Source organism: Shinella sp., assembly GCF_052438155.1.
GTDB lineage: Bacteria > Pseudomonadota > Alphaproteobacteria > Rhizobiales > Rhizobiaceae > Shinella.
The window spans coordinates 149651-167487 of record NZ_JBQVPI010000001.1 but is presented as its reverse complement, the minus strand read 5'-3'; the positions used below and the strand labels follow the sequence as shown (position 1 = coordinate 167487).

Below are 17837 nucleotides of genomic sequence, written 5' to 3'. Positions count from 1 at the left end.
CGGCGGGCTTCGGCCCGCCGTTTTCGTTTGCTCACACGGCTGCTGCCGGGGCCTTGCGGTTGGTGAGGTACACGCCAACCACGACGATGGCCGTACCGACGATCATCGGGACCGTCAGTTCCTCGCCGAAGATGGCCGCCGCCTGAAGGGCGGCGATCGGCGGCACGAGATAGATGAGCGAGGCCGCGCGCGAGACCTGCCCTCTCCGCAGCAGATAGAGAAGCAGCAGGATTGCCCCCATCGAAATGCCGAGCACCGACCAGGCGAGCAGCGCAATGAAAGCCCAGCCGAAATCGACATGCAGGCTTTCCAGGCCGAGCGCGAAGGGCACGGTGACGATCAGCGCCCCGACATATTGCAAGGTCGCAATGGCGCGGATGTCGCCTGTCGGCAGATGTTGCTTCTGGTAGATCGTGCCGTAAGTGACGGCAGCCATGCCCAGCATGTTGACGATGATGGCGAAGGTCGGGATTTCCGCAGCACCGTGACCGAAGAACTTTGGCAACACAGCCAGCAGCACGCCGAGAAAGCCGAGACAGAGACCCGCCTTCTGCCGGCTGTTCAGCCGTTCGCCGATGAAGAAGGGGGCGGCCAGCGCCGTCATCAGCGGCTGGAGAGCCGCGATGATCGAGGAGAGTGCAGCCGGAACGCCCTCACCGATCGCCCACCAGACCGCACCCAGATAGAGACCGTGCAGAAAGGCGCCGGAGACCACGGCGTGGACGATGGTACGCGTGTCACGCGGCCAGGAAACGCCTGACACCCAGCACAGGCCGCCGAAGAGGATCGCCGCGGCGAGGTAGCGGATACTGAGAAACGTCAACGGCTCGGAAACGATGGCGCCGAACTTCGCGACGACCCAGCCGGTCGACCACAGCAGGACGAAGATGACTGGCGCCAGGCGATCGAGGGACATGGGGCTTCCGGCAGAGGGACAATCGGTGCGCGAGCGATAGGCACGACGCCGATGATGGTCAAAGGAATTTCCTTGATGATTAGGTTCAGGGAAAGACGGCTGGACCAGCTTTTCAGCATCTGCCTCTATTTTCGGCAGGCCCGGTTCCGACCCCTCGCAGGAAACCGCATAGCAGGCGCGCCGACCTGTTCGCTCCACGCGAAAAAACCGTCCTGCCGGCCGGTTTGGCCTTTCCCAAAGCGGTATGAGAATTCTTTCCCGCTAATTGAGCATGGTTCTTGCATTGCCCCGAGTGTTGTACTCAAATGGCTGAAAATGGGGAACACGCCTTTGGCATTTGATGAAATGATCAACGCGGACTCGGGCCCGCGGCAACCTTATGACAAATATCACGACTGGTATGAAGGACAGGATCGGGCTCGCCTGATCGCCAAATCAAGGGACGCCGAAAACCTCTTTCGAAAAACCGGCATCACCTTCGCGGTCTACGGACACGAGGACAGCTCCGAAAAACTCATTCCCTTCGACATCATTCCCCGCATCATTTCCGGCCGAGAGTGGCGCAAGCTCGCCCAGGGCATCGAACAGCGGGTCATCGCCCTCAACGCCTTTCTCGACGACATCTACCACAAGCAGGAAATCATCAAGGCGGGCCGCGTGCCGCGTGAACTGATCGAGCGCAATGTCGCCTTCCTGCCGCAGATGATCGGCTTCAAGCCGCCGGGCGGCGTCTATACCCACATTGTCGGCACCGACATCGTTCGCACCGGCGAAGACCAGTTCTATGTGCTGGAAGACAATGCCCGCACCCCTTCCGGCGTCAGCTACATGCTGGAAAACCGGGAAACCATGATGCAGATGTTCCCGGAGCTGTTCCACGTCAACAAGGTGCGCCCGGTAGAAGACTATCCGAAGACCCTGCGCCAGAGCCTCGCCTCGCTCGCGCCGCCCGGCTGTTCCGGCAAGCCGCGCATTGCCGTGCTGACCCCCGGTATCTTCAATTCCGCCTATTACGAACATTCCTTCCTCGCCGACATGATGGGCGTGGAACTGGTCGAGGGCTCGGACCTGCGCGTCGTCGATGGCAAGGTGAAGATGCGCACGACCCGCGGCTACGAGGCGATCGACGTGCTCTACCGCCGCGTCGACGACGACTTCCTCGATCCCCTGACCTTCCGGCCGGACTCCGCGCTTGGCATTCCCGGCATCATGGATGTCTACAAGGCCGGCAACATCACCATCGCCAACGCGCCGGGCACCGGCATTTGCGACGACAAGGCGATCTACTCCTACATGCCTGAAATCGTCGAGTTCTATACCGGCCGCAAGGCGCTGCTCGAAAACGTGCCGACCTGGCGCTGCTCGGAAGAAGACAGCCTGAAATACGTGCTGGAACATCTCGACGAACTGGTGGTGAAGGAAGTGCATGGCTCCGGCGGCTACGGCATGCTCGTCGGCCCGACGGCCACCAAGAAGGAATGCGCGGCCTTTGCCGAAAAGCTGAAGGCCCGGCCGTCGAACTACATCGCGCAGCCGACGCTGTCGCTCTCCACAGTCCCCATCCTCGTCAACAAGGGCATCGCGCCCCGGCACGTCGACCTCCGGCCCTACGTGCTCGTTTCCGACAAGGTGCAGATCATTCCGGGCGGGTTGACCCGCGTGGCGCTCAAAGAAGGCTCGCTGGTGGTGAACTCCAGTCAGGGCGGCGGCACGAAGGACACCTGGGTACTGGAGGACTGATACCGATGCTCGGAAGAACTGCAAACGGCCTATACTGGATGTTCCGCTATATCGAGCGCGGCGAAAACATCGCCCGCCTGATCGATGCTGGCCTGCGCATGGCGCTCACCCGCAGCGGCTCCACCGACGACGACTGGGATGGCGTGCTGCAAAGTGCCGGCGTGCGCGAAGATTTCGACAGCGTGCACGAACGACTGACGAGTGCCGACGCCATCGACTTCCTGCTGCGCGATCGAGCGAACCCGTCAAGCGTGCTGTCCTGCATCGAATCCGCGCGCAACAATGCCCGCATGGTGCGCACCGCCTTGACCCGGGAAACCTGGGAAGCGATGAACGAGTGCTGGATCGAGTTCAAGGAAATGCTGTCCAAGCGCGTCCGCCCGGCGGAAATGCCCGAGGTGATCGACACAATCAAGCGCCGCACGGGCCTCATCCGCGGCGCCTTTCACGGCACGATGCTGCGCGACGACGTCTACAACTTCTCGCGCATCGGCAATTCGATCGAGCGGGCCGACAACACGGCGCGCATCCTCGACGTGAAGTATTACGTGCTGCTGCCGGCGATCGCTAAGGTCGGTTCGTCGCTCGACAACAAGCAGTGGGAATCGATCCTGCGCTCGGTTTCGGCGCACCGCTCCTACAGCTGGGTCTATGATGGCGACTATTCGCCGGCCAACATCGCGGACTTCCTGATCCTCAACGATCGCATGCCGCGCTCGCTGGCCTACAGCTACGACAAGATCGTCAGCAATCTCGGTTATCTCGCCAAGCTCTACGGCGACAACCACGCGGCGCACGAGACTGCTTCGGCCACGCTGATGCTGCTCAGAAGCCGAACCATCGACGACATCATGGAACAGGGCCTCCATGAGTTCATCGAGGAATTCATCGTGCACAACAACCGCCTCGGGGAAGAAATCTCCGAAGGCTACCGCTTCAATCGCTAGGGCTGACACCGGGGGCGAACATGCGACTGAAGATCAGCCACACGACGGAATATCACTACGACGATCCGGTGCAGTATTCACTGCAACGGCTCCGTCTCACGCCGAAGACCCAGCCGGGACAGATCGTGCGTGCGTGGAAGACCACCGTGCACGGCGCCCGCCTGGAAGCGGGCTACACAGACCATTTCGGCAACCATGTCGATCTGGTCAGCACCAATGCCGAACAGGTGACGATCCGCATCGTCGCCGAGGGCGAGGTGGATACGGAGGATCGGGCCGGTGTGTTCGGCCCGCACCAGGGTTTCGTGCCGCTGTGGCTCTATCTGCGCGAAACGCCGCTCACCAAACCAAGCAAGCTGATCCGCGAGCTTGCCAAGGCATCGGCCGGCGAAAACGAGCTGGCACGCATGCACGACCTGATGGGGACGATCCATGCGACCGTTGCCTACAGGCCGGGCGAAACCGGATCAGAAACGACGGCCGAGCAGGCGCTGGAGATGAAGCAGGGCGTGTGCCAGGATCACGCGCATATCCTCCTGTCCGCGGCACGCCACCTCGGCATCCCGGCCCGCTACGTCTCGGGCTATCTGCTGATGGAAGCGCCCGAACAGACCGCAAGCCACGCCTGGGCGGAGGTGCATTTGCAGGGTCTTGGCTGGGTGGGCTTCGATGCGGCGAACAATATCTGCCCGGACGCCCGCTATGTCCGGCTGTCGACCGGCCTCGACTACCAGGACGCCGCCCCGATTTCCGGCATGGTGGTGGGCAAGGCGGCGGAAACGATGAGCGTGTCCATCACGGTGGCATCGGCCGGACAGAGCCAGTCGCAAAGCCAGAGCTGAGCACAGTCTGCCGGGTAGCAGTCACCATCTGTAGGGCGCGCGCAAAACTGGTCGGGACCAATACCCGGCCATCTGTCTGTTCATACTCACATGGCAGCGTCAGCCACTGATGATCTTGCTGGCAATGCCCTGTATTTTCTCTGCTTGCGCCTTGGGATCGAGTTGATCGACATTCACTTTGCCGACGATCGATCCGCCCGCGTAATGGCAGACCTCGACGATTTTGGCGGAGGCGCCAACCTGCCGCACGGTGGCGGTCAGCGTGATCCCCACACCGCCCTCCCCTTTGCCGTCAGCGCCAGAGCGCATCGCGCCCACCCCGCTATGGGAATAGGCAAGGCAACGGCCGATGGTCACAGTCACGTCCTTCTGCAGCGAGACCGGCGCGTTCGCTGGATAGGGCGTCCAAGCAGTGGCCTCATTGGCCTTCAAGAACTTTATGATCGCGCAACCGAACTGGCAGAACTGGCCGAGGTCGAGATAGATGACGGAGTTCGTACTGCTCACCTTGCCTACAAAGCGTTCCACCGCACCCGCACGCGCCTCTTTGGCATAGCTCAACAATTTTCCAGGAGCCGTCACCGCGTCCTGCAAGTTGCTGACGCTGTTGCTCCGGATGCGGCGCAAATGTTTGCTTGCGAACTTGTTGCCATCGAACGTAACGGTGTATCCCTCACCCGTCACCGTCACTGCCGAATCGAGTGCGGTTTCATCTGCCACACTCGCAGTATAGGTGGTGGATTTGCCTTCCTTGACCGACGTAGACGCAGGGGTAGGCATGTGCGCTTCCTTCCAGGGATGATGGTCAGCGCAGTTGATACGATTTCCCGCTCGCCTGCAACACCATAGCGTGTAGGCGCAACGACTAACGTGCATCCCAGTGCATGAGGAGGGCAACTTTCTCCGCCCTCCTCCCGATAAGGCATCAGTGGCTGTCCTTACCGACAGCACTGCCACGGCAGCCCTTGAGGAAGTCGAGGTCGGCGCCGGTGTCAGCGCCCTGGACATGCTGCTGGTGCAGCCAGGCATAGCCCGACGCGGGCAGGTCGTGGTTCGGCTTCCACGCGGCGAGCCGGCGCGCCAGCTCTTCCTCGGGAATGTCGAGATGCAGGCGGCGGTTCGGTACGTCCATCTCGATCATGTCGCCGTTTTGCACGACCGCGAGCGGTCCACCGACGGCTGCTTCCGGCGAGGTGTGCAGTACGACGGTGCCATAGGCCGTACCGGACATGCGCGCGTCGGAGATGCGCACCATGTCGGTGATGCCCTTCTTCAGCACTTTCGGAGGAAGACCCATATTGCCGACCTCGGCCATGCCCGGATACCCCTTGGGGCCACAGTTCTTCATGACCATGACGCAGGTCTCGTCGATATCGAGACTGTCGTCGTTGATCTTGGCCTTGTAGTCGTCGATGTCCTCGAAGACGACCGCCCTGCCCCGATGCACCAGAAGATGCGGCGAGGCTGCCGATGGCTTCAGCACCGCACCCTTCGGCGCGAGGTTGCCGCGCAGCACCACGATGCCGCCCGACTGCGTAAGTACCTTCTCGGCCGGCAGGATAACGTCCTCGTTCCAGTTGACGACATCCTTGACCTCGTCCCACATCGTTTCGCCTGAGACCGTGATCGCGTCCTTGTGCAGCAGGCCGGCCTCGCCGAGGCGCTTCAGCACGACGGGCAGACCGCCGGCATAGAAGAACTCTTCCATCAGGTACTTGCCCGACGGCATCAGGTTGACGATGGTCGGCACGTCGCGGCCGCAACGATCCCAATCGTCCAGCGTCAGGTCGATACCGACGCGGCCGGCCATGGCGAGCAGGTGAATGACGGCGTTGGTCGATCCGCCGATCGCCGCGTTGGTGCGGATGGCGTTTTCGAAGGCCTGCTTCGTCATGATGTCGGACGGCTTCAGGTCATCCTTGACCATCTGCACGATGCGCCGGCCGGTGAGCTGCGCCATGACCTTGCGACGGGAATCGACGCCCGGGATTGCGGCATTGCCTGACAGAGCCATGCCAAGCGCTTCCGCCATGGAGGCCATGGTGGAGGCCGTGCCCATGGTGTTGCAGGTGCCCGACGAGCGGCTCATCGACGCTTCCGCCTCAAGGAACTCGTCCTGCGTCATCTCGCCGGCCTTCACCATCTCGGAGAACTTCCACAGATGCGTGCCGGAGCCGACGCGCTCGCCGCGGAAATAGCCGTTCAGCATCGGGCCGCCGGTGACGACGATCGACGGCAGGTCGACGGAGGCCGCCGCCATGATCAGCGACGGCGTGGTCTTGTCGCAGCCGACCATCAGCACGCAGCCATCCATCGGCTGGCCGCGGATCGTTTCCTCGATCGCGAGTGCGGCAAGGTTGCGATACATCATCGCGGTCGGGCGGAAGGTGTTTTCGGAGGCCGAGAAAACAGGCACTTCCATCGGAAAGCCGCCGGCTTCCCAAATACCCGCTTTCACCTTTTCGGCAAGCTCACGCAGATGGCCGTTGCACGGCGTCATATCCGACCAGGTGTTGAGGATGCCGATGACCGGGCGACCATCGAACAGGTCGTGCGGATAGCCCTGGTTCTTCATCCAGCCACGGTGATAGATCACGTCGCGGCTGGTGCCGCCGTACCATTCCTGTGATCTCAGCCTGCGCGGCCATTCCGCTTTCTTCGTCATCTTTCCAGTCCTTGAAGGGACCGCCCGAAAGGTCGGACGGCCTTTGTCTCACGCCAGGGTGTAGGCGGTCTTGACGGTTGTGTAGAATTCGTTGGCGTAGCGGCCCTGCTCGCGCGAGCCATGCGACGAGCCTTTGCGGCCGCCGAACGGCACGTGGAAATCGACGCCCGCCGTCGGCAGGTTGACCATGACCATGCCGGCCTCGGCATTGCGCTTGAAATGCGTGGCGTGCTTCAGGCTCGTGGTGGCGATGCCGGAGGACAGACCGAACGGCGTGTCGTTGGCGACAGCCAGCGCCTCCTCGTAATCCTTGACGCGGATGACGGCGGCGACCGGGCCGAAAATCTCCTCCCGCGAGATACGCATGTCGTTCGTCGCCTCGGTGAAGAGCGCGGGCGCCAGATAGAAGCCGGGCGTGTCGCGCTTCAGCAACTCGCCCCCGAAGGCGAGTTTTGCACCCTCTTGTCTGCCGATCTCGATATAGTCCGTGTCCTGCTTCAGTTGGCTTTCATCGACGACCGGGCCGATATGCGTGCCGGCCTTCAGCGCATCATCGACGACGACGCTCTTCAGGCGCTCACCGACGGCAGCGACGAACTTGTCGTGGATGCCTTCGGTCACGATGACGCGTGAGGAGGCCGTACAGCGCTGGCCGGTTGAGAAGAAGGCCGAGTTGACGGCAGCCTCGACGGCGACGGGGAGGTCCGCATCGTCGAGCACGACGAACGGGTTCTTGCCGCCCATTTCGAGCTGGTATTTGCGGTTATGTTCGACAGAGGCGAGTGCGACGCGTTTGCCCGTGCCGGTCGAGCCAGTGAACGTGATGGCTTGCACGTCGGGGCTGTCGAGCATCGTCTGGCCGACGACGGAACCCTTGCCCATGACGAGGTTCAAAACGCCCTTCGGCAGGCCGGCGCGCACGAGGATATCAACGATCGCCCAGGAACAGCCGGGCACCAGTTCGGCCGGTTTGAAGACGACGGTATTGCCGTAACAGAGCGCCGGCGCGATCTTCCAGGCGGGAATGGCGATCGGGAAATTCCAAGGCGTGATGATGCCGACGACACCGACCGGTTCGCGGGTAATCTCGACGCCGATGTTGGGCCGCACCGAGGGCAGCACCTCGCCGGCAAGGCGCAGGCACTCACCTGCGAAGAAGTCAAAAATCTGGCCGGCGCGCACGGTTTCACCGATGCCTTCCGCCAGCGTCTTGCCCTCTTCGCGCGACAGCAGGCGGCCGAGTTCGTCCTTGCGAGCGAGGATCTCGTCGGCCGTCTTGCGCAGGATCGCATGGCGCTCGAGGATGCCGGAACGCGACCAAGCCGGGAAAGCCGCCTTCGCCGCCGCAATGGCCGCCTTGGTGTCCTCGACCGAAGCGCGGGCATATTCGCCCACCACGTCGTCGGTATTCGATGGGTTGATGTTGCGAATTGCGTCCGAGCCGATCCATTCGCCGGCAATCAGGTTCTGGTGCATGGTCATGGGCCTTTGAGCCTCCTGTCTGCATGGTGCGGCCCGGCAAGCGGGCCGCCGCATCGATTACAATTGGCGGATTTCGATCTCTTCTTCCTTGGCAATCGCCAGCGGATTGCGCAGCGGCAGGCCAAAACCATCGGCGCCGATTTCGAACACGTCGCCCTCCTCCGTGCGGATACCGTCGCCGAAGGATAGCGTCGCCGTGCCGAACATGTGGACGTGAATGTCCCCCGGCGCGCGGAACAGGCCGTATTTGAAATGATGGTATTCCAGGTTGGCGAAGGTGTGGGACATATTCGCCTCGCCCGAGACGAACGGCTTTTCCCAGAGAACCTTGCCGCCACGCACGATGCGCGAGAAGCCGCGGATATCGTCCGGTGCCGCACCCACGCGGATTTCCGGGCCGAAGCTCGCCTGGCGCAGCTTCGAATGGGCGAGATAGAGGTAGTTGATGCGCTCCGTCACATGGTCGGAGAACTCGTTCGAGACGGCAAAGCCGATACGGAACGGCGAACCATCGGCGGCGATGATGTAGATGCCCGCCATTTCCGGCTCTTCACCGCCATCAAGCGCGAAGGAGGGCGAGGTGAGCGCTGCGCCGGGTGCAACGGCCTGAGAGCCATTGCCCTTGTAGAACCATTCCGGCTGCACGCCCTTTTCGCCGGCCTTCGGCTTGCCGTTTTCGAGACCCATGCGGAACATCTTCATCGAATCCGTCAGCGTCTCTTCAGCCGCTTCCGACGTCTTCTTGTGCATGGAATCCCGCGTCGCGGCGGAGCCGAGATGGGTGAGGCCCGTGCCGGTCAGGTGCAGGTGCGCCGCATCCGGGTGGGTGATCGGCGACAGCAGGCGGCCATCTGCATAGGCCTCTTCCAGATCAACCGCCTCGCCGAGGCCCTTGGCATCGATGATGGCTTTCAGCGACTGGCCGCTGTTGGCCGCTTCCAAAGCGAGCGCATAGACGCTGCCGGTACCCTTGACGGCGCGGCCCGTGCCGCCCTCTTCCCGCACGACCACGGTGATCGAGCCGTCAGCATTTGCTACCTGCGAAATCAGCATTTCCTAGTCCTTCCTGGAGCAGGCTCGCGCCAAAGCTCCGCACCTGCGGTGGACAGACACCACCGCACCGGCCGCCTCAAGCAGCCCGTCAAACACGCATGCAATTCAGGTGGCTGGCCGGTTGGCCGATCAGCCCTTGTTCTTGTTGTAGACGTCGAAGAACACGGCAGCGAGCAGCACCAGGCCCTTGATGAGCTGCTGGTAATCGATGCCGATGCCCATGATCGACATGCCGTTGTTCATGACGCCCATGATGAACGCGCCGATGACCGCGCCGGTGATCTTGCCCACACCGCCCGATGCAGACGCGCCGCCGATGAAGCAGGCCGCAATGACGTCGAGCTCGAAGCCGACGCCGGCCTTCGGCGTTGCCGAGTTGAGGCGGGCCGCGATGATCATGCCGGCAAGGGCCGCGAGCGCGCCCATATTGACGAAGGTGTAGAAGGTCAGTCGCTCGGTGTTGATGCCCGAAAGCTTCGCCGCCTTCTCGTTGCCGCCCATCGCGTAGATGCGTCGGCCAATCGTCGTGCGCGTCGTGACGAAGGTGTAGAGAACGATCAGCACGCCCATGATGACGAGCACGTTCGGCAGGCCGCGATAGGTCGAGAGCTGGAAGCCGAGGAAGATCGCCACCGCACCGATGATCGCCATCTGTACGGCGAAGAAGGCGAAGGGCTCGTTTTCGGTCTCATGCACGGCGTTCATGCGCCGCTCGCGAAGGCCGGCATAGACGGCATAGACGACGAGCAGGACGATCATCACGAGGGCAAAATAGTTCTTGATCAGGCTCGTTGCCGGGTCGGTGATCGACAGGAAATCCGGCACGAAACCCGTCGAAAGAATCTGGAAATCCTTCGGGAACGGGCCGACGGGGCGACCACCCAGCACGACATAGGTCATGCCGCGGAAAACCAGCATGCCGGCCAGCGTCACGATGAAGGACGGGATCTTCTGGTAGGCGACCCAGTAGCCCTGCGCGGCTCCCATCAGGGCGCCGACGAGGATGCAGAGCGGCACGACGATGATCGCCGGCAGCCCCCATTTCACCAGCATGATCGCCGATATGGCCCCGGTGAAGGCGACGATGGAGCCGACCGACAGGTCGATATGTCCCGCCACGATGATCAGCAGCATGCCGAGCGCCATGATGACGATGAACGAGTTCTGCAGCACCAGATTGGTGATGTTGACCGGGCGGAAGAGCACGCCGTTGGTGAGGATCTGGAAGAAGATCATGATCACCACGAGCGCGACCAGCAGGCCGTATTCACGGATGTTCTTCTTGAGGTAGTCTCCCACCGAAGGCTGGGTTCTCTGGGTCGATGTATCGGTGGCCATTAGTGTTTCTCCCCGGAGCGCATGATGGCGCGCATGATGGATTCCTGGCTTGCTTCCGCCTTGGAGAGCTCGGCCACGATGCGTCCTTCGTTCATGACATAGATGCGATCGCAGGTCCCGAGCAGTTCCGGCATCTCCGACGAGATCATCAGGATGCCCTTGCCCTCGGCGGCAAGCTGGTTGATGATTGTATAGATTTCGAACTTCGCGCCGACATCGATGCCGCGCGTCGGTTCATCGAGGATCAAAACCTCGGGATTGGTGAAGAGCCACTTCGACAGCACCACTTTTTGCTGGTTGCCGCCGGAAAGATTGACCGCTTCCTGATAGATCGAATGCGAGCGGATGCGCAGCTTCGACCGATAGCCCGCCGCAACCTTGGCTTCCTGGCGATTGTCGATCACCGTCGCATTCGACACGCCCTTGAGATTGGCGAGCGTCGTGTTGTGCATGATGTTGTTGATCAGAACGAGGCCGAGATGTTTGCGGTCCTCGGTGACATAGGCGAGACCCGCCTTGATCGCCTTCTGGATCGTGCTGACATCGACCGGCTTGCCGTGCATCAGGACATCGCCGGTGATCTTGTGACCCCAGGACCGGCCGAAAATGCTCATCGCCGTCTCGGTGCGTCCAGCGCCCATCAGCCCGGCAATGCCGACAACTTCGCCGGCACGCACGTTGAAGCTGACATCGTGCAGGAACTGCCGGTCGCGGTGATGCTGGTGGAAGACGTTCCAGTTCTTCACTTCCAGCAGCGTCTCGCCGATCTTCGGCTCGCGCGCCGGATAGCGGTCTTCCATCGCACGACCGACCATGCCCTTGATGATGCGGTCTTCCGAAATATCCTCGTTGTGACAGTCGAGCGTTTCGACCGTGCCGCCGTCGCGCAGGATGGTGATCTGGTCGGCGACCTTTTTGATCTCGTTCAGCTTGTGCGAGATGATGATCGAGGTCATGCCCTGCGCGCGGAACTCCGTCAGCAGCTTCAGGAGCGCGTCGGAATCCTTCTCATTGAGCGAGGCGGTCGGCTCATCGAGGATGAGCAGACGTACCTTCTTCGACAGCGCCTTGGCGATTTCGACGAGCTGCTGCTTGCCGACGCCGATATCGGTGATCAGCGTGCCCGGCGGCTCCTTGAGACCCACCTTGTCCAGCAATTCCTGCGTGCGCCGGAAGGCGAGCTTCCAGTCGATGATGCCGTTCGTCGCCACCTCGTTGCCGAGGAAGATATTTTCGGCGATCGACAGAAGCGGCACGAGCGCCAGCTCCTGGTGGATGATGATGATGCCCAGATGCTCGCTGTCGGAGATCGTGGAGAAGCGACGGACTTCGCCGTCGAAATGGATTTCGCCCTCATAGGAGCCGGCCGGATAGACGCCGCTCAACACTTTCATGAGGGTGGATTTGCCGGCGCCGTTTTCGCCGACAAGGGCGTGGATCTCGCCTTCGCGGACCTTCAGGTTGACGTTGTCGAGCGCCTTTACGCCCGGAAACGTCTTCGTGATGCCACGCATTTCGAGAAGGGTTTTGCTCATTGACAGTTTCCAGCGGTCATCCGCCACCAGCAGGCGGGGAAACCGAGCCTATTCGCTCTGCGATCCGGAGAAAAGAGGGTTCGCGCGACATCGCGCGAACCCCGGAGAGTGTGGAGACGATTAGTTCTTCAGCTGGTCGGCCGTGTAGTAGGCGGAGTCCGTGACGAGAACCTTCTCGGCATTGGACTTGTCGACGGCAAGCGGCTTCAGGAGGTAGGACGGGATGACCTTGACGCCGTTGTCATAGGTCTTGGTGTCGTTCACTTCCGGCGTCTTGCCTTCCAGGATGGCGTTGACCATGCTGACGGTGACCTTGGCCAGTTCGCGGGTGTCCTTGAAGACCGTCGAGTACTGCTCGTCGGCAAGGATCGACTTGACGGACGGCAGTTCGGCGTCCTGACCGGTGACGATGGCGATCGGCTGGTCGCCCGAGCCGTAGCCGACGCCCTTCAGGGCAGACAGGATACCGATGGAAAGACCATCGTAGGGCGACAGAACGCCATCGACGCGGCCGTCAGTATAGGTCGAGGACAGCAGGTTTTCCATGCGGGCCTGGGCAACGGCACCATCCCAACGCAGCGTGCCGACGGTTTCCATGCCGACCTGGCCCGACTTGATGACGATGTCACCGCTGTCGATCAGCGGCTGGATGACCGACATCGCGCCGTCGTAGAAGAAGAAGGCATTGTTGTCGTCCGGCGAACCGCCGAAGAGCTCGACGTTCCACGGCTTGGTGTTCGGGAACTTGGCCTTCAGGCCGTCGACGAGGCTGGTGGCCTGCAGAACGCCGACCTGGAAGTTATCGAAGGTGGCGTAGTAGTCGACATTGCCCGAGTCGCGGATGAGGCGGTCATAGGCGATGACCTTCACGCCGGCATCGGCAGACTTCTGCAGGATGTCGGACAGCGTCGTGCCGTCGATGGCGCCGATGACGAGAACCTTGGCACCCTTGGTGACCATGTTTTCGATCTGGGCGAGCTGGTTCGGAATGTCGTCGTCAGCAAACTGCAGGTCCGGCGTATAACCGGCGTCCTTGAACAGCTTTTCCATCGTCTCGCCATCGGAAATCCAGCGGGTCGAGGTCTTGGTGGGCATGGAGATGCCGACCATGCCCTTGTCCTGGGCGAAGGACGGCGCAACGAACGACGCAACGCTGATGGCAGCGGCGGCGAGAAGCGAAGTGATCAGTTTCATTGAAAGGTCTCTCCCTTGTGCGCACTGACCGGAACTGCGGCCAGGCATTGTTCTGTGCACGGGCGGGGTCGCTTTCAGGCGACGGCCTGGACTGGTGAGCCAAAAGCCCGCCGATCCCCACTCCCAAGGACCCCAGCGCACATTGCCGCAACGTCGTACGAATTGCCATAACTGTCAAATGCAATAAGCTTCTAAAGTGATATCAAATTTGATATACCATGGGGCAAATGTACTATTTTATAAAACGAGGTAAACATGCGCTTGCAAGAGGACAGGGACGAGCCACTTTTTCCAGGCGAAGATGGCGACAACCTTCAGGGCGTCGCCCTGCTGCGCAGCGGCCTGAAGCTCAGCCATCTGCGCATGATCGTGGCAATCGAGGAGCACAGCCAGGTGAGTGCGGCCGCCGATGCGCTGAACATCTCGCAGCCCGCCGCCTCCCGCATGCTGACGGAAATGGAAACGATCCTCAAGGCCCAGCTCTGCGAGCGTGTATCGCGCGGTGTCGCGCTCACCGCCTTCGGCCGAGCCTTCGCGCGACGCGCCCGCACCATCCTGCTCGAGCTGCGTGAAGTCGACCGCGAGCTTTCCGCGCTGAAATCCGGCACCGGCGGCTCGGTCTTCCTCGGCTCGGTGACGGCGCCGGCGATCAGCCTTGCCGTGCCGGCCATCCAGCAGGTAAGTGCCGCCTATCCCGGCATCGAGGTGAACGTGCGCGTGGAGACAAGCAACGTGCTCGCCCACGAACTGCTTGCCGCAAGGCAGGATTTCATCATCGCCCGAGTACCGGATGATCTCAATCCGCGCCTGTTCAACGTCACCGAGATCGGCATCGAAAAGGCCTGCCTCATCGTCCGCAAGGGCCACCCGCTGACGGAAAAGCCCGTCGTCGGCCTTGCCGACCTGCCGCACTATGACTGGGTGTTCCAGCCGGCCGGCACGCTGCTCCGGCGGCGCATCGAGGAACTGTTCATCGCGGCGGGCGTCGCCCTGCCCTCCACGGTCGTCAACACCTCATCCATCCTGCTGACCACCGCCATCGTCTGCGGCTCGAACGCGATCGCCCCCGTCGCCCGCGACATGGCGGTCTTCATCGCCGATGTCGGCGCGCAGGCGGGTGAAATCAGCATCCTCAACACCGACTTCGAAATCGACATCAAGCCATACAGCCTCATTTCCGTGAAAGGCAGGGCGCTGCCCCCCAGCGCCAAACTGCTCTATGATCTGATCTTGCAACGCAGCCGGATGCTTTCGCCCGACTGAGCGAAGGAGACACCATGTTCGGCCTGACCGTTTTTGAATCCGTGCTCGAAAGGCTGAAGGCCGAGGCACGCGAAGCCGCTGAAGAGAATGGCGACCACGACATCTCTGAAGACGAAGGCCTTGGAGAAATCCGCGGCCTGACCTCCGGCTTTGCCGGTCTGGGTACGGGTGCGACCTTCATGTCCGGGTCGCAGGCCGCTGCCGCCTATCTGGATATTTATGAAGAGCCCGCGCCAATCCCGCCCGAGCCGCAAAGCCCGCCAACGATCGAGCCCCCGCCCGCGCCGCCGCCACATCTGCTGCGCACGGAACCAGACCAGGTCGCGGAAGATCTGGCCTTGAACGGCAAGGAAAGCGTGGACGACCTGCTGGCGCGCCGGCGCATTTTTGCTCGCGACAACCATCCCGACCGCGCGCCGGAGGATCTGCGCATCAATGCGACGCTGCGCATGAAGATCGCCAACATGCTGATCGACGAAACGATCCGGCGGATCAATGTCGAGAAGAGTTTTGGGCTGCGTTAACTCTTTGTCTCGCCGCCCTGTTCCGGCGGCTTTTCCGCCGGATCGGAGGGCTTGAAGAACAGGATGAGGTTCGCGAACACATAGGCCGTCACGACGAGGAAGATCGTGCCCCAGGTCTGCTCGTTGTTGTAGAATTCCACACCCGTCCAGGCTGCACAGACCGCGACCAGAAGCACCCGCCGCCAGAGCGGACGGTAGAACGGATGGTCGGTGTCGATGATTTTCATGAACGTCTCCTCAGGCCTTCGACCGCCTACATAAGTGGTTTTCTCGCGGGAGGGAACCGGCTTTTCAGGCGTCGAGACGACCAAGGAAGGCGGCAAGTTCTGCCGGCGCGATGCCGACGAGATGCGCCTTCTCCGGATAGGCACCGGATCGCACGTCATCCGCATACTCCCGGAAGGCGGCGATACGCTCCTGCTGGAGCCGGTCATGTTCGGCCGCGAAGTTGCGGTAGACCTTGGCGTGGCGTGGATAATGGCCACGGTTCTGGCCGAGCACGTCGTCCGCGAAGAGATATTGCGCGTCGCATCCGGTGCCGGCCCCCATCGAGAGCATGACGAGTGAGGTCTTGGCGCTGATTGCGGCGGCGATTTCACCCGGCACAACCTCGATTTCAGCGGCAAAGGCGCCGGCCCCTTCCAGCGCCTTGACCTGGCGCAAGATTTCCAGTGCACTTTCCGCCGTCTTGCCGACGGCCTTGAAGCCGCCCGTCCATGTCGCCTTGGAGGGAATGAGGCCGACATGACCGCAAACCGGGATGCCTTCTTCCCGAAGGCGCCGCACCGTCGAAAGACCGGCCGCGCAATAGACAGCGTCACCGCCCGCCTTCATCGCCTGGAAGGCGCCGCGCAGATAGTCGTCCGTCGTGACGAGATCACCATATTCGAGCCCGGGGAAGGCAAAGACGGTTGGTGCCGCCTCGCGGAAGGCAGGGCCGAGCAGCGTCGGCGGCACGGAGACGAGGTCGATGCCCGCCTGCTCGGCGGCCGCGGCCTCTTCCAGCGTCACGACGCGCAGCATGGTGAGCTGGCGCTTGCCCTTCATCGCTTGCAGGTCGGCAACTGTCGGTCTTTTGGTCTTCACGGTCATCTCCCAGGGTATCGCCGGTCAGGCGGCGAGCAGTTTCTTGAGCTTGGTCTCGGGTGCCGCAAGCTCGGCCGGGTCGGGATGGACGCGCGCGGCAATCAGCATTTCGGCAAGCCGGATGTCGCGGGCAACCACATTGCCCGGGCCGATGCCGCTCGCCGCAATTAGCCGGCCCTCTGCATCGAGGTGGAACAGGATGAAGGCACCCTCGCCCACCTCGCGCCGGACGGTCTTGGCCGCACCATCGGCAAGCCCGGCAATCTGCAGCGTCATGTCGTACTGGTCCGACCAGAACCACGGAACGGCGGAGTGCGCTTCCGCGCCACCGAGCATATTAGCCGCGGCGAGTTGGCCCTGTTCCTGCGCATTGCGCCAGGATTCGAGGCGAATGCGGCGATCGCCATAGAGCGGCAACGGATAGGACGTGCAGTCGCCGGCGGCAAAGATATCGGGATCGGACGTGCGCAGCAGGCCATCCACCGCGATGCCGTTTTCAACCGCAAGACCGGCCGCTTCCGCCAGCTCCGTGTTCGGCACCGCGCCGATACCCACGACCAGCAGGTTTGCCGAAACGATCCGCCCGCCTTCCAGCGTGATGCACACCTCGCCCGGCAATTCCTCGACCCCGGCGACCTTGGCACCACACAGGATCTCCACCCCTTCGGCGGCATGCCGATTTGCGACGATCGCCGCGATCTCGGCCGGCACGCCGCGGCTCAGCACGCGCGGCAGGCCTTCGACGAGGGTGACCGTCGCCCCGAGCGTGCGAGCACTTGCGGCGAGTTCGAGGCCGATGAAACCGCCGCCGAGAATGGCGACATGGCTGCCCTCCACCAGATGTGTGCGAATACGTGCGGCATCGTCGTGGCTGCGCAGTGCGGCGATGCGGCCGCCATGGCGCGTACCCGGAAAGGCGCGCGGCCGGGCGCCGATGGCGAGCAGAAGTTTGTCATAGGGGAGTGCCGCGCCGTCGTCGAAAAAGATGCGCCTAACGGCCCGGTCGATTTCCAGAACGGTACGACCGGTGAGTACGTCGATCCGTGCCTCGGCATAGCGCGCCGCGTCGGCAACGAGCTTCGGGCCGGCCCCGGCGACCAGGGCATCCTTGGACAGCGGCGGGCGCTCGTAAGGCAGATGGACTTCGCTGCCGATCAGCGTGATCGCGCCATCGAACCCTTTTTCGCGGAGCGCAAAAGCCGCGCGCGCACCGCATTCACCGGCGCCGACGATGACGAAATTCGCCATGAAA

The 17837-nt window shown here is 62.3% G+C and carries 16 protein-coding genes; 5 read left to right on the top strand and 11 right to left on the bottom strand.

Translation table 11 applies throughout. The features are described from left to right. Positions 1 to 31: 31 nt before the first annotated feature. Positions 32 to 916: a DMT family transporter gene (locus ACT6VE_RS00765; protein WP_444796725.1), complete on the bottom strand. Its 885-nt coding sequence runs from the start codon at positions 914 to 916 to the stop codon at positions 32 to 34. Positions 917 to 1246: 330 nt separating this feature from the next. On the opposite strand from ACT6VE_RS00765, the gene ACT6VE_RS00760 reads away from it, so the two are divergent. The 3 genes from ACT6VE_RS00760 to ACT6VE_RS00750 are packed head-to-tail and all read left to right on the top strand — an operon-like array spanning position 1247 to position 4445. Then, entirely contained in the window at positions 1247 to 2656 is a 1410-nt protein-coding gene (locus tag ACT6VE_RS00760; protein ID WP_444796724.1) for a circularly permuted type 2 ATP-grasp protein, read from the top strand. 5 nt (positions 2657 to 2661) lie between these two features. Beyond that, the gene (locus ACT6VE_RS00755; RefSeq protein WP_444796723.1) at positions 2662 to 3603 is read left to right on the top strand and encodes an alpha-E domain-containing protein; all 942 of its coding nucleotides are present in this window, start codon (positions 2662 to 2664) and stop codon (positions 3601 to 3603) included. 20 nt (positions 3604 to 3623) lie between these two features. Beyond that, the gene (locus tag ACT6VE_RS00750) at positions 3624 to 4445 is read left to right on the top strand and encodes a transglutaminase family protein (protein ID WP_444796722.1); all 822 of its coding nucleotides are present in this window, start codon (positions 3624 to 3626) and stop codon (positions 4443 to 4445) included. Positions 4446 to 4544: 99 nt separating this feature from the next. On the opposite strand, the gene ACT6VE_RS00745 is transcribed toward ACT6VE_RS00750, so the two are convergent. From ACT6VE_RS00745 to chvE, 7 genes are all read right to left on the bottom strand, one after another. Beyond that, the gene (locus tag ACT6VE_RS00745; RefSeq protein WP_444796721.1) at positions 4545 to 5225 is read right to left on the bottom strand and encodes a hypothetical protein; all 681 of its coding nucleotides are present in this window, start codon (positions 5223 to 5225) and stop codon (positions 4545 to 4547) included. 145 nt (positions 5226 to 5370) lie between these two features. Then, positions 5371 to 7110, bottom strand: coding sequence for an L-arabinonate dehydratase (gene araD, locus ACT6VE_RS00740; RefSeq protein WP_444796720.1), 1740 nt, complete (start codon positions 7108 to 7110; stop codon positions 5371 to 5373). Positions 7111 to 7158: 48 nt separating this feature from the next. Further along, a complete protein-coding gene (locus ACT6VE_RS00735) occupies positions 7159 to 8592 on the bottom strand; it encodes an aldehyde dehydrogenase family protein (protein ID WP_444796719.1) in 1434 nt (477 codons plus the stop codon). Positions 8593 to 8649: 57 nt separating this feature from the next. After that, positions 8650 to 9645, bottom strand: coding sequence for an AraD1 family protein (araD1, locus tag ACT6VE_RS00730; protein WP_444796718.1), 996 nt, complete (start codon positions 9643 to 9645; stop codon positions 8650 to 8652). A gap of 129 nt (positions 9646 to 9774) precedes the next feature. Continuing rightward, positions 9775 to 10983, bottom strand: a complete 1209-nt coding sequence (mmsB, locus tag ACT6VE_RS00725) for a multiple monosaccharide ABC transporter permease (RefSeq protein WP_444796717.1) — start codon at positions 10981 to 10983, stop codon at positions 9775 to 9777. Continuing rightward, positions 10983 to 12518: a multiple monosaccharide ABC transporter ATP-binding protein gene (mmsA, locus tag ACT6VE_RS00720; protein ID WP_444796716.1), complete on the bottom strand. Its 1536-nt coding sequence runs from the start codon at positions 12516 to 12518 to the stop codon at positions 10983 to 10985. Before mmsA ends, mmsB begins: the two co-directional genes overlap by 1 nt. Before the next feature lie 120 nt (positions 12519 to 12638). After that, on the bottom strand, positions 12639 to 13712 hold the full coding sequence (gene chvE, locus ACT6VE_RS00715; RefSeq protein WP_444796715.1) for a multiple monosaccharide ABC transporter substrate-binding protein: 1074 nt from the start codon (positions 13710 to 13712) through the stop codon (positions 12639 to 12641). Between the two features lie 255 nt (positions 13713 to 13967). Here chvE and ACT6VE_RS00710 point away from each other — a divergent pair, with 255 nt between their 5' ends. After that, a complete protein-coding gene (locus ACT6VE_RS00710) occupies positions 13968 to 14975 on the top strand; it encodes a LysR family transcriptional regulator (protein ID WP_083242793.1) in 1008 nt (335 codons plus the stop codon). A 14-nt stretch (positions 14976 to 14989) separates the two neighbouring features. Continuing rightward, positions 14990 to 15499 (top strand): hypothetical protein, encoded by a 510-nt coding sequence (locus ACT6VE_RS00705; RefSeq protein WP_444796714.1) that lies wholly within the window; start codon positions 14990 to 14992, stop codon positions 15497 to 15499. On the opposite strand, the gene ACT6VE_RS00700 is transcribed toward ACT6VE_RS00705, so the two are convergent. The 3 genes from ACT6VE_RS00700 to ACT6VE_RS00690 all read right to left on the bottom strand — a co-directional run bounded on the left by ACT6VE_RS00700 (position 15496) and on the right by ACT6VE_RS00690 (position 17833). Next, positions 15496 to 15726, bottom strand: a complete 231-nt coding sequence (locus tag ACT6VE_RS00700) for a hypothetical protein (protein ID WP_069057958.1) — start codon at positions 15724 to 15726, stop codon at positions 15496 to 15498. The genes ACT6VE_RS00705 and ACT6VE_RS00700 overlap by 4 nt on opposite strands. A 64-nt stretch (positions 15727 to 15790) precedes the next feature. Next, entirely contained in the window at positions 15791 to 16585 is a 795-nt protein-coding gene (locus ACT6VE_RS00695; RefSeq protein ID WP_444796713.1) for a 3-methyl-2-oxobutanoate hydroxymethyltransferase, read from the bottom strand. A gap of 24 nt (positions 16586 to 16609) precedes the next feature. Beyond that, positions 16610 to 17833 carry an NAD(P)/FAD-dependent oxidoreductase gene (locus ACT6VE_RS00690; RefSeq protein WP_444796712.1) on the bottom strand — a complete coding sequence of 408 codons (1224 nt, stop codon included), beginning with the start codon at positions 17831 to 17833 and terminating at the stop codon, positions 16610 to 16612. Positions 17834 to 17837: the final 4 nt, after the last annotated feature.

Excerpts from the sequence above, each read along its gene's own strand:
- ACT6VE_RS00700 (WP_069057958.1), bottom strand. The coding sequence starts at position 15,726 with ATGAAAATCATCGACACCGACCATCCGTTCTACCGTCCGCTCTGGCGG.
- ACT6VE_RS00710 (WP_083242793.1), top strand. The coding sequence starts at position 13,968 with ATGCGCTTGCAAGAGGACAGGGACGAGCCACTTTTTCCAGGCGAAGAT.
- ACT6VE_RS00745 (WP_444796721.1), bottom strand. The coding sequence starts at position 5,225 with ATGCCTACCCCTGCGTCTACGTCGGTCAAGGAAGGCAAATCCACCACC.
- chvE (WP_444796715.1), bottom strand. The coding sequence starts at position 13,712 with ATGAAACTGATCACTTCGCTTCTCGCCGCCGCTGCCATCAGCGTTGCG.
- mmsB (WP_444796717.1), bottom strand. The coding sequence starts at position 10,983 with ATGGCCACCGATACATCGACCCAGAGAACCCAGCCTTCGGTGGGAGAC.
- ACT6VE_RS00750 (WP_444796722.1), top strand. The coding sequence starts at position 3,624 with ATGCGACTGAAGATCAGCCACACGACGGAATATCACTACGACGATCCG.
- araD1 (WP_444796718.1), bottom strand. The coding sequence starts at position 9,645 with ATGCTGATTTCGCAGGTAGCAAATGCTGACGGCTCGATCACCGTGGTC.
- ACT6VE_RS00690 (WP_444796712.1), bottom strand. The coding sequence starts at position 17,833 with ATGGCGAATTTCGTCATCGTCGGCGCCGGTGAATGCGGTGCGCGCGCG.
- mmsA (WP_444796716.1), bottom strand. The coding sequence starts at position 12,518 with ATGAGCAAAACCCTTCTCGAAATGCGTGGCATCACGAAGACGTTTCCG.
- ACT6VE_RS00705 (WP_444796714.1), top strand. The coding sequence starts at position 14,990 with ATGTTCGGCCTGACCGTTTTTGAATCCGTGCTCGAAAGGCTGAAGGCC.
- ACT6VE_RS00735 (WP_444796719.1), bottom strand. The coding sequence starts at position 8,592 with ATGACCATGCACCAGAACCTGATTGCCGGCGAATGGATCGGCTCGGAC.
- araD (WP_444796720.1), bottom strand. The coding sequence starts at position 7,110 with ATGACGAAGAAAGCGGAATGGCCGCGCAGGCTGAGATCACAGGAATGG.
- ACT6VE_RS00765 (WP_444796725.1), bottom strand. The coding sequence starts at position 916 with ATGTCCCTCGATCGCCTGGCGCCAGTCATCTTCGTCCTGCTGTGGTCG.
- ACT6VE_RS00755 (WP_444796723.1), top strand. The coding sequence starts at position 2,662 with ATGCTCGGAAGAACTGCAAACGGCCTATACTGGATGTTCCGCTATATC.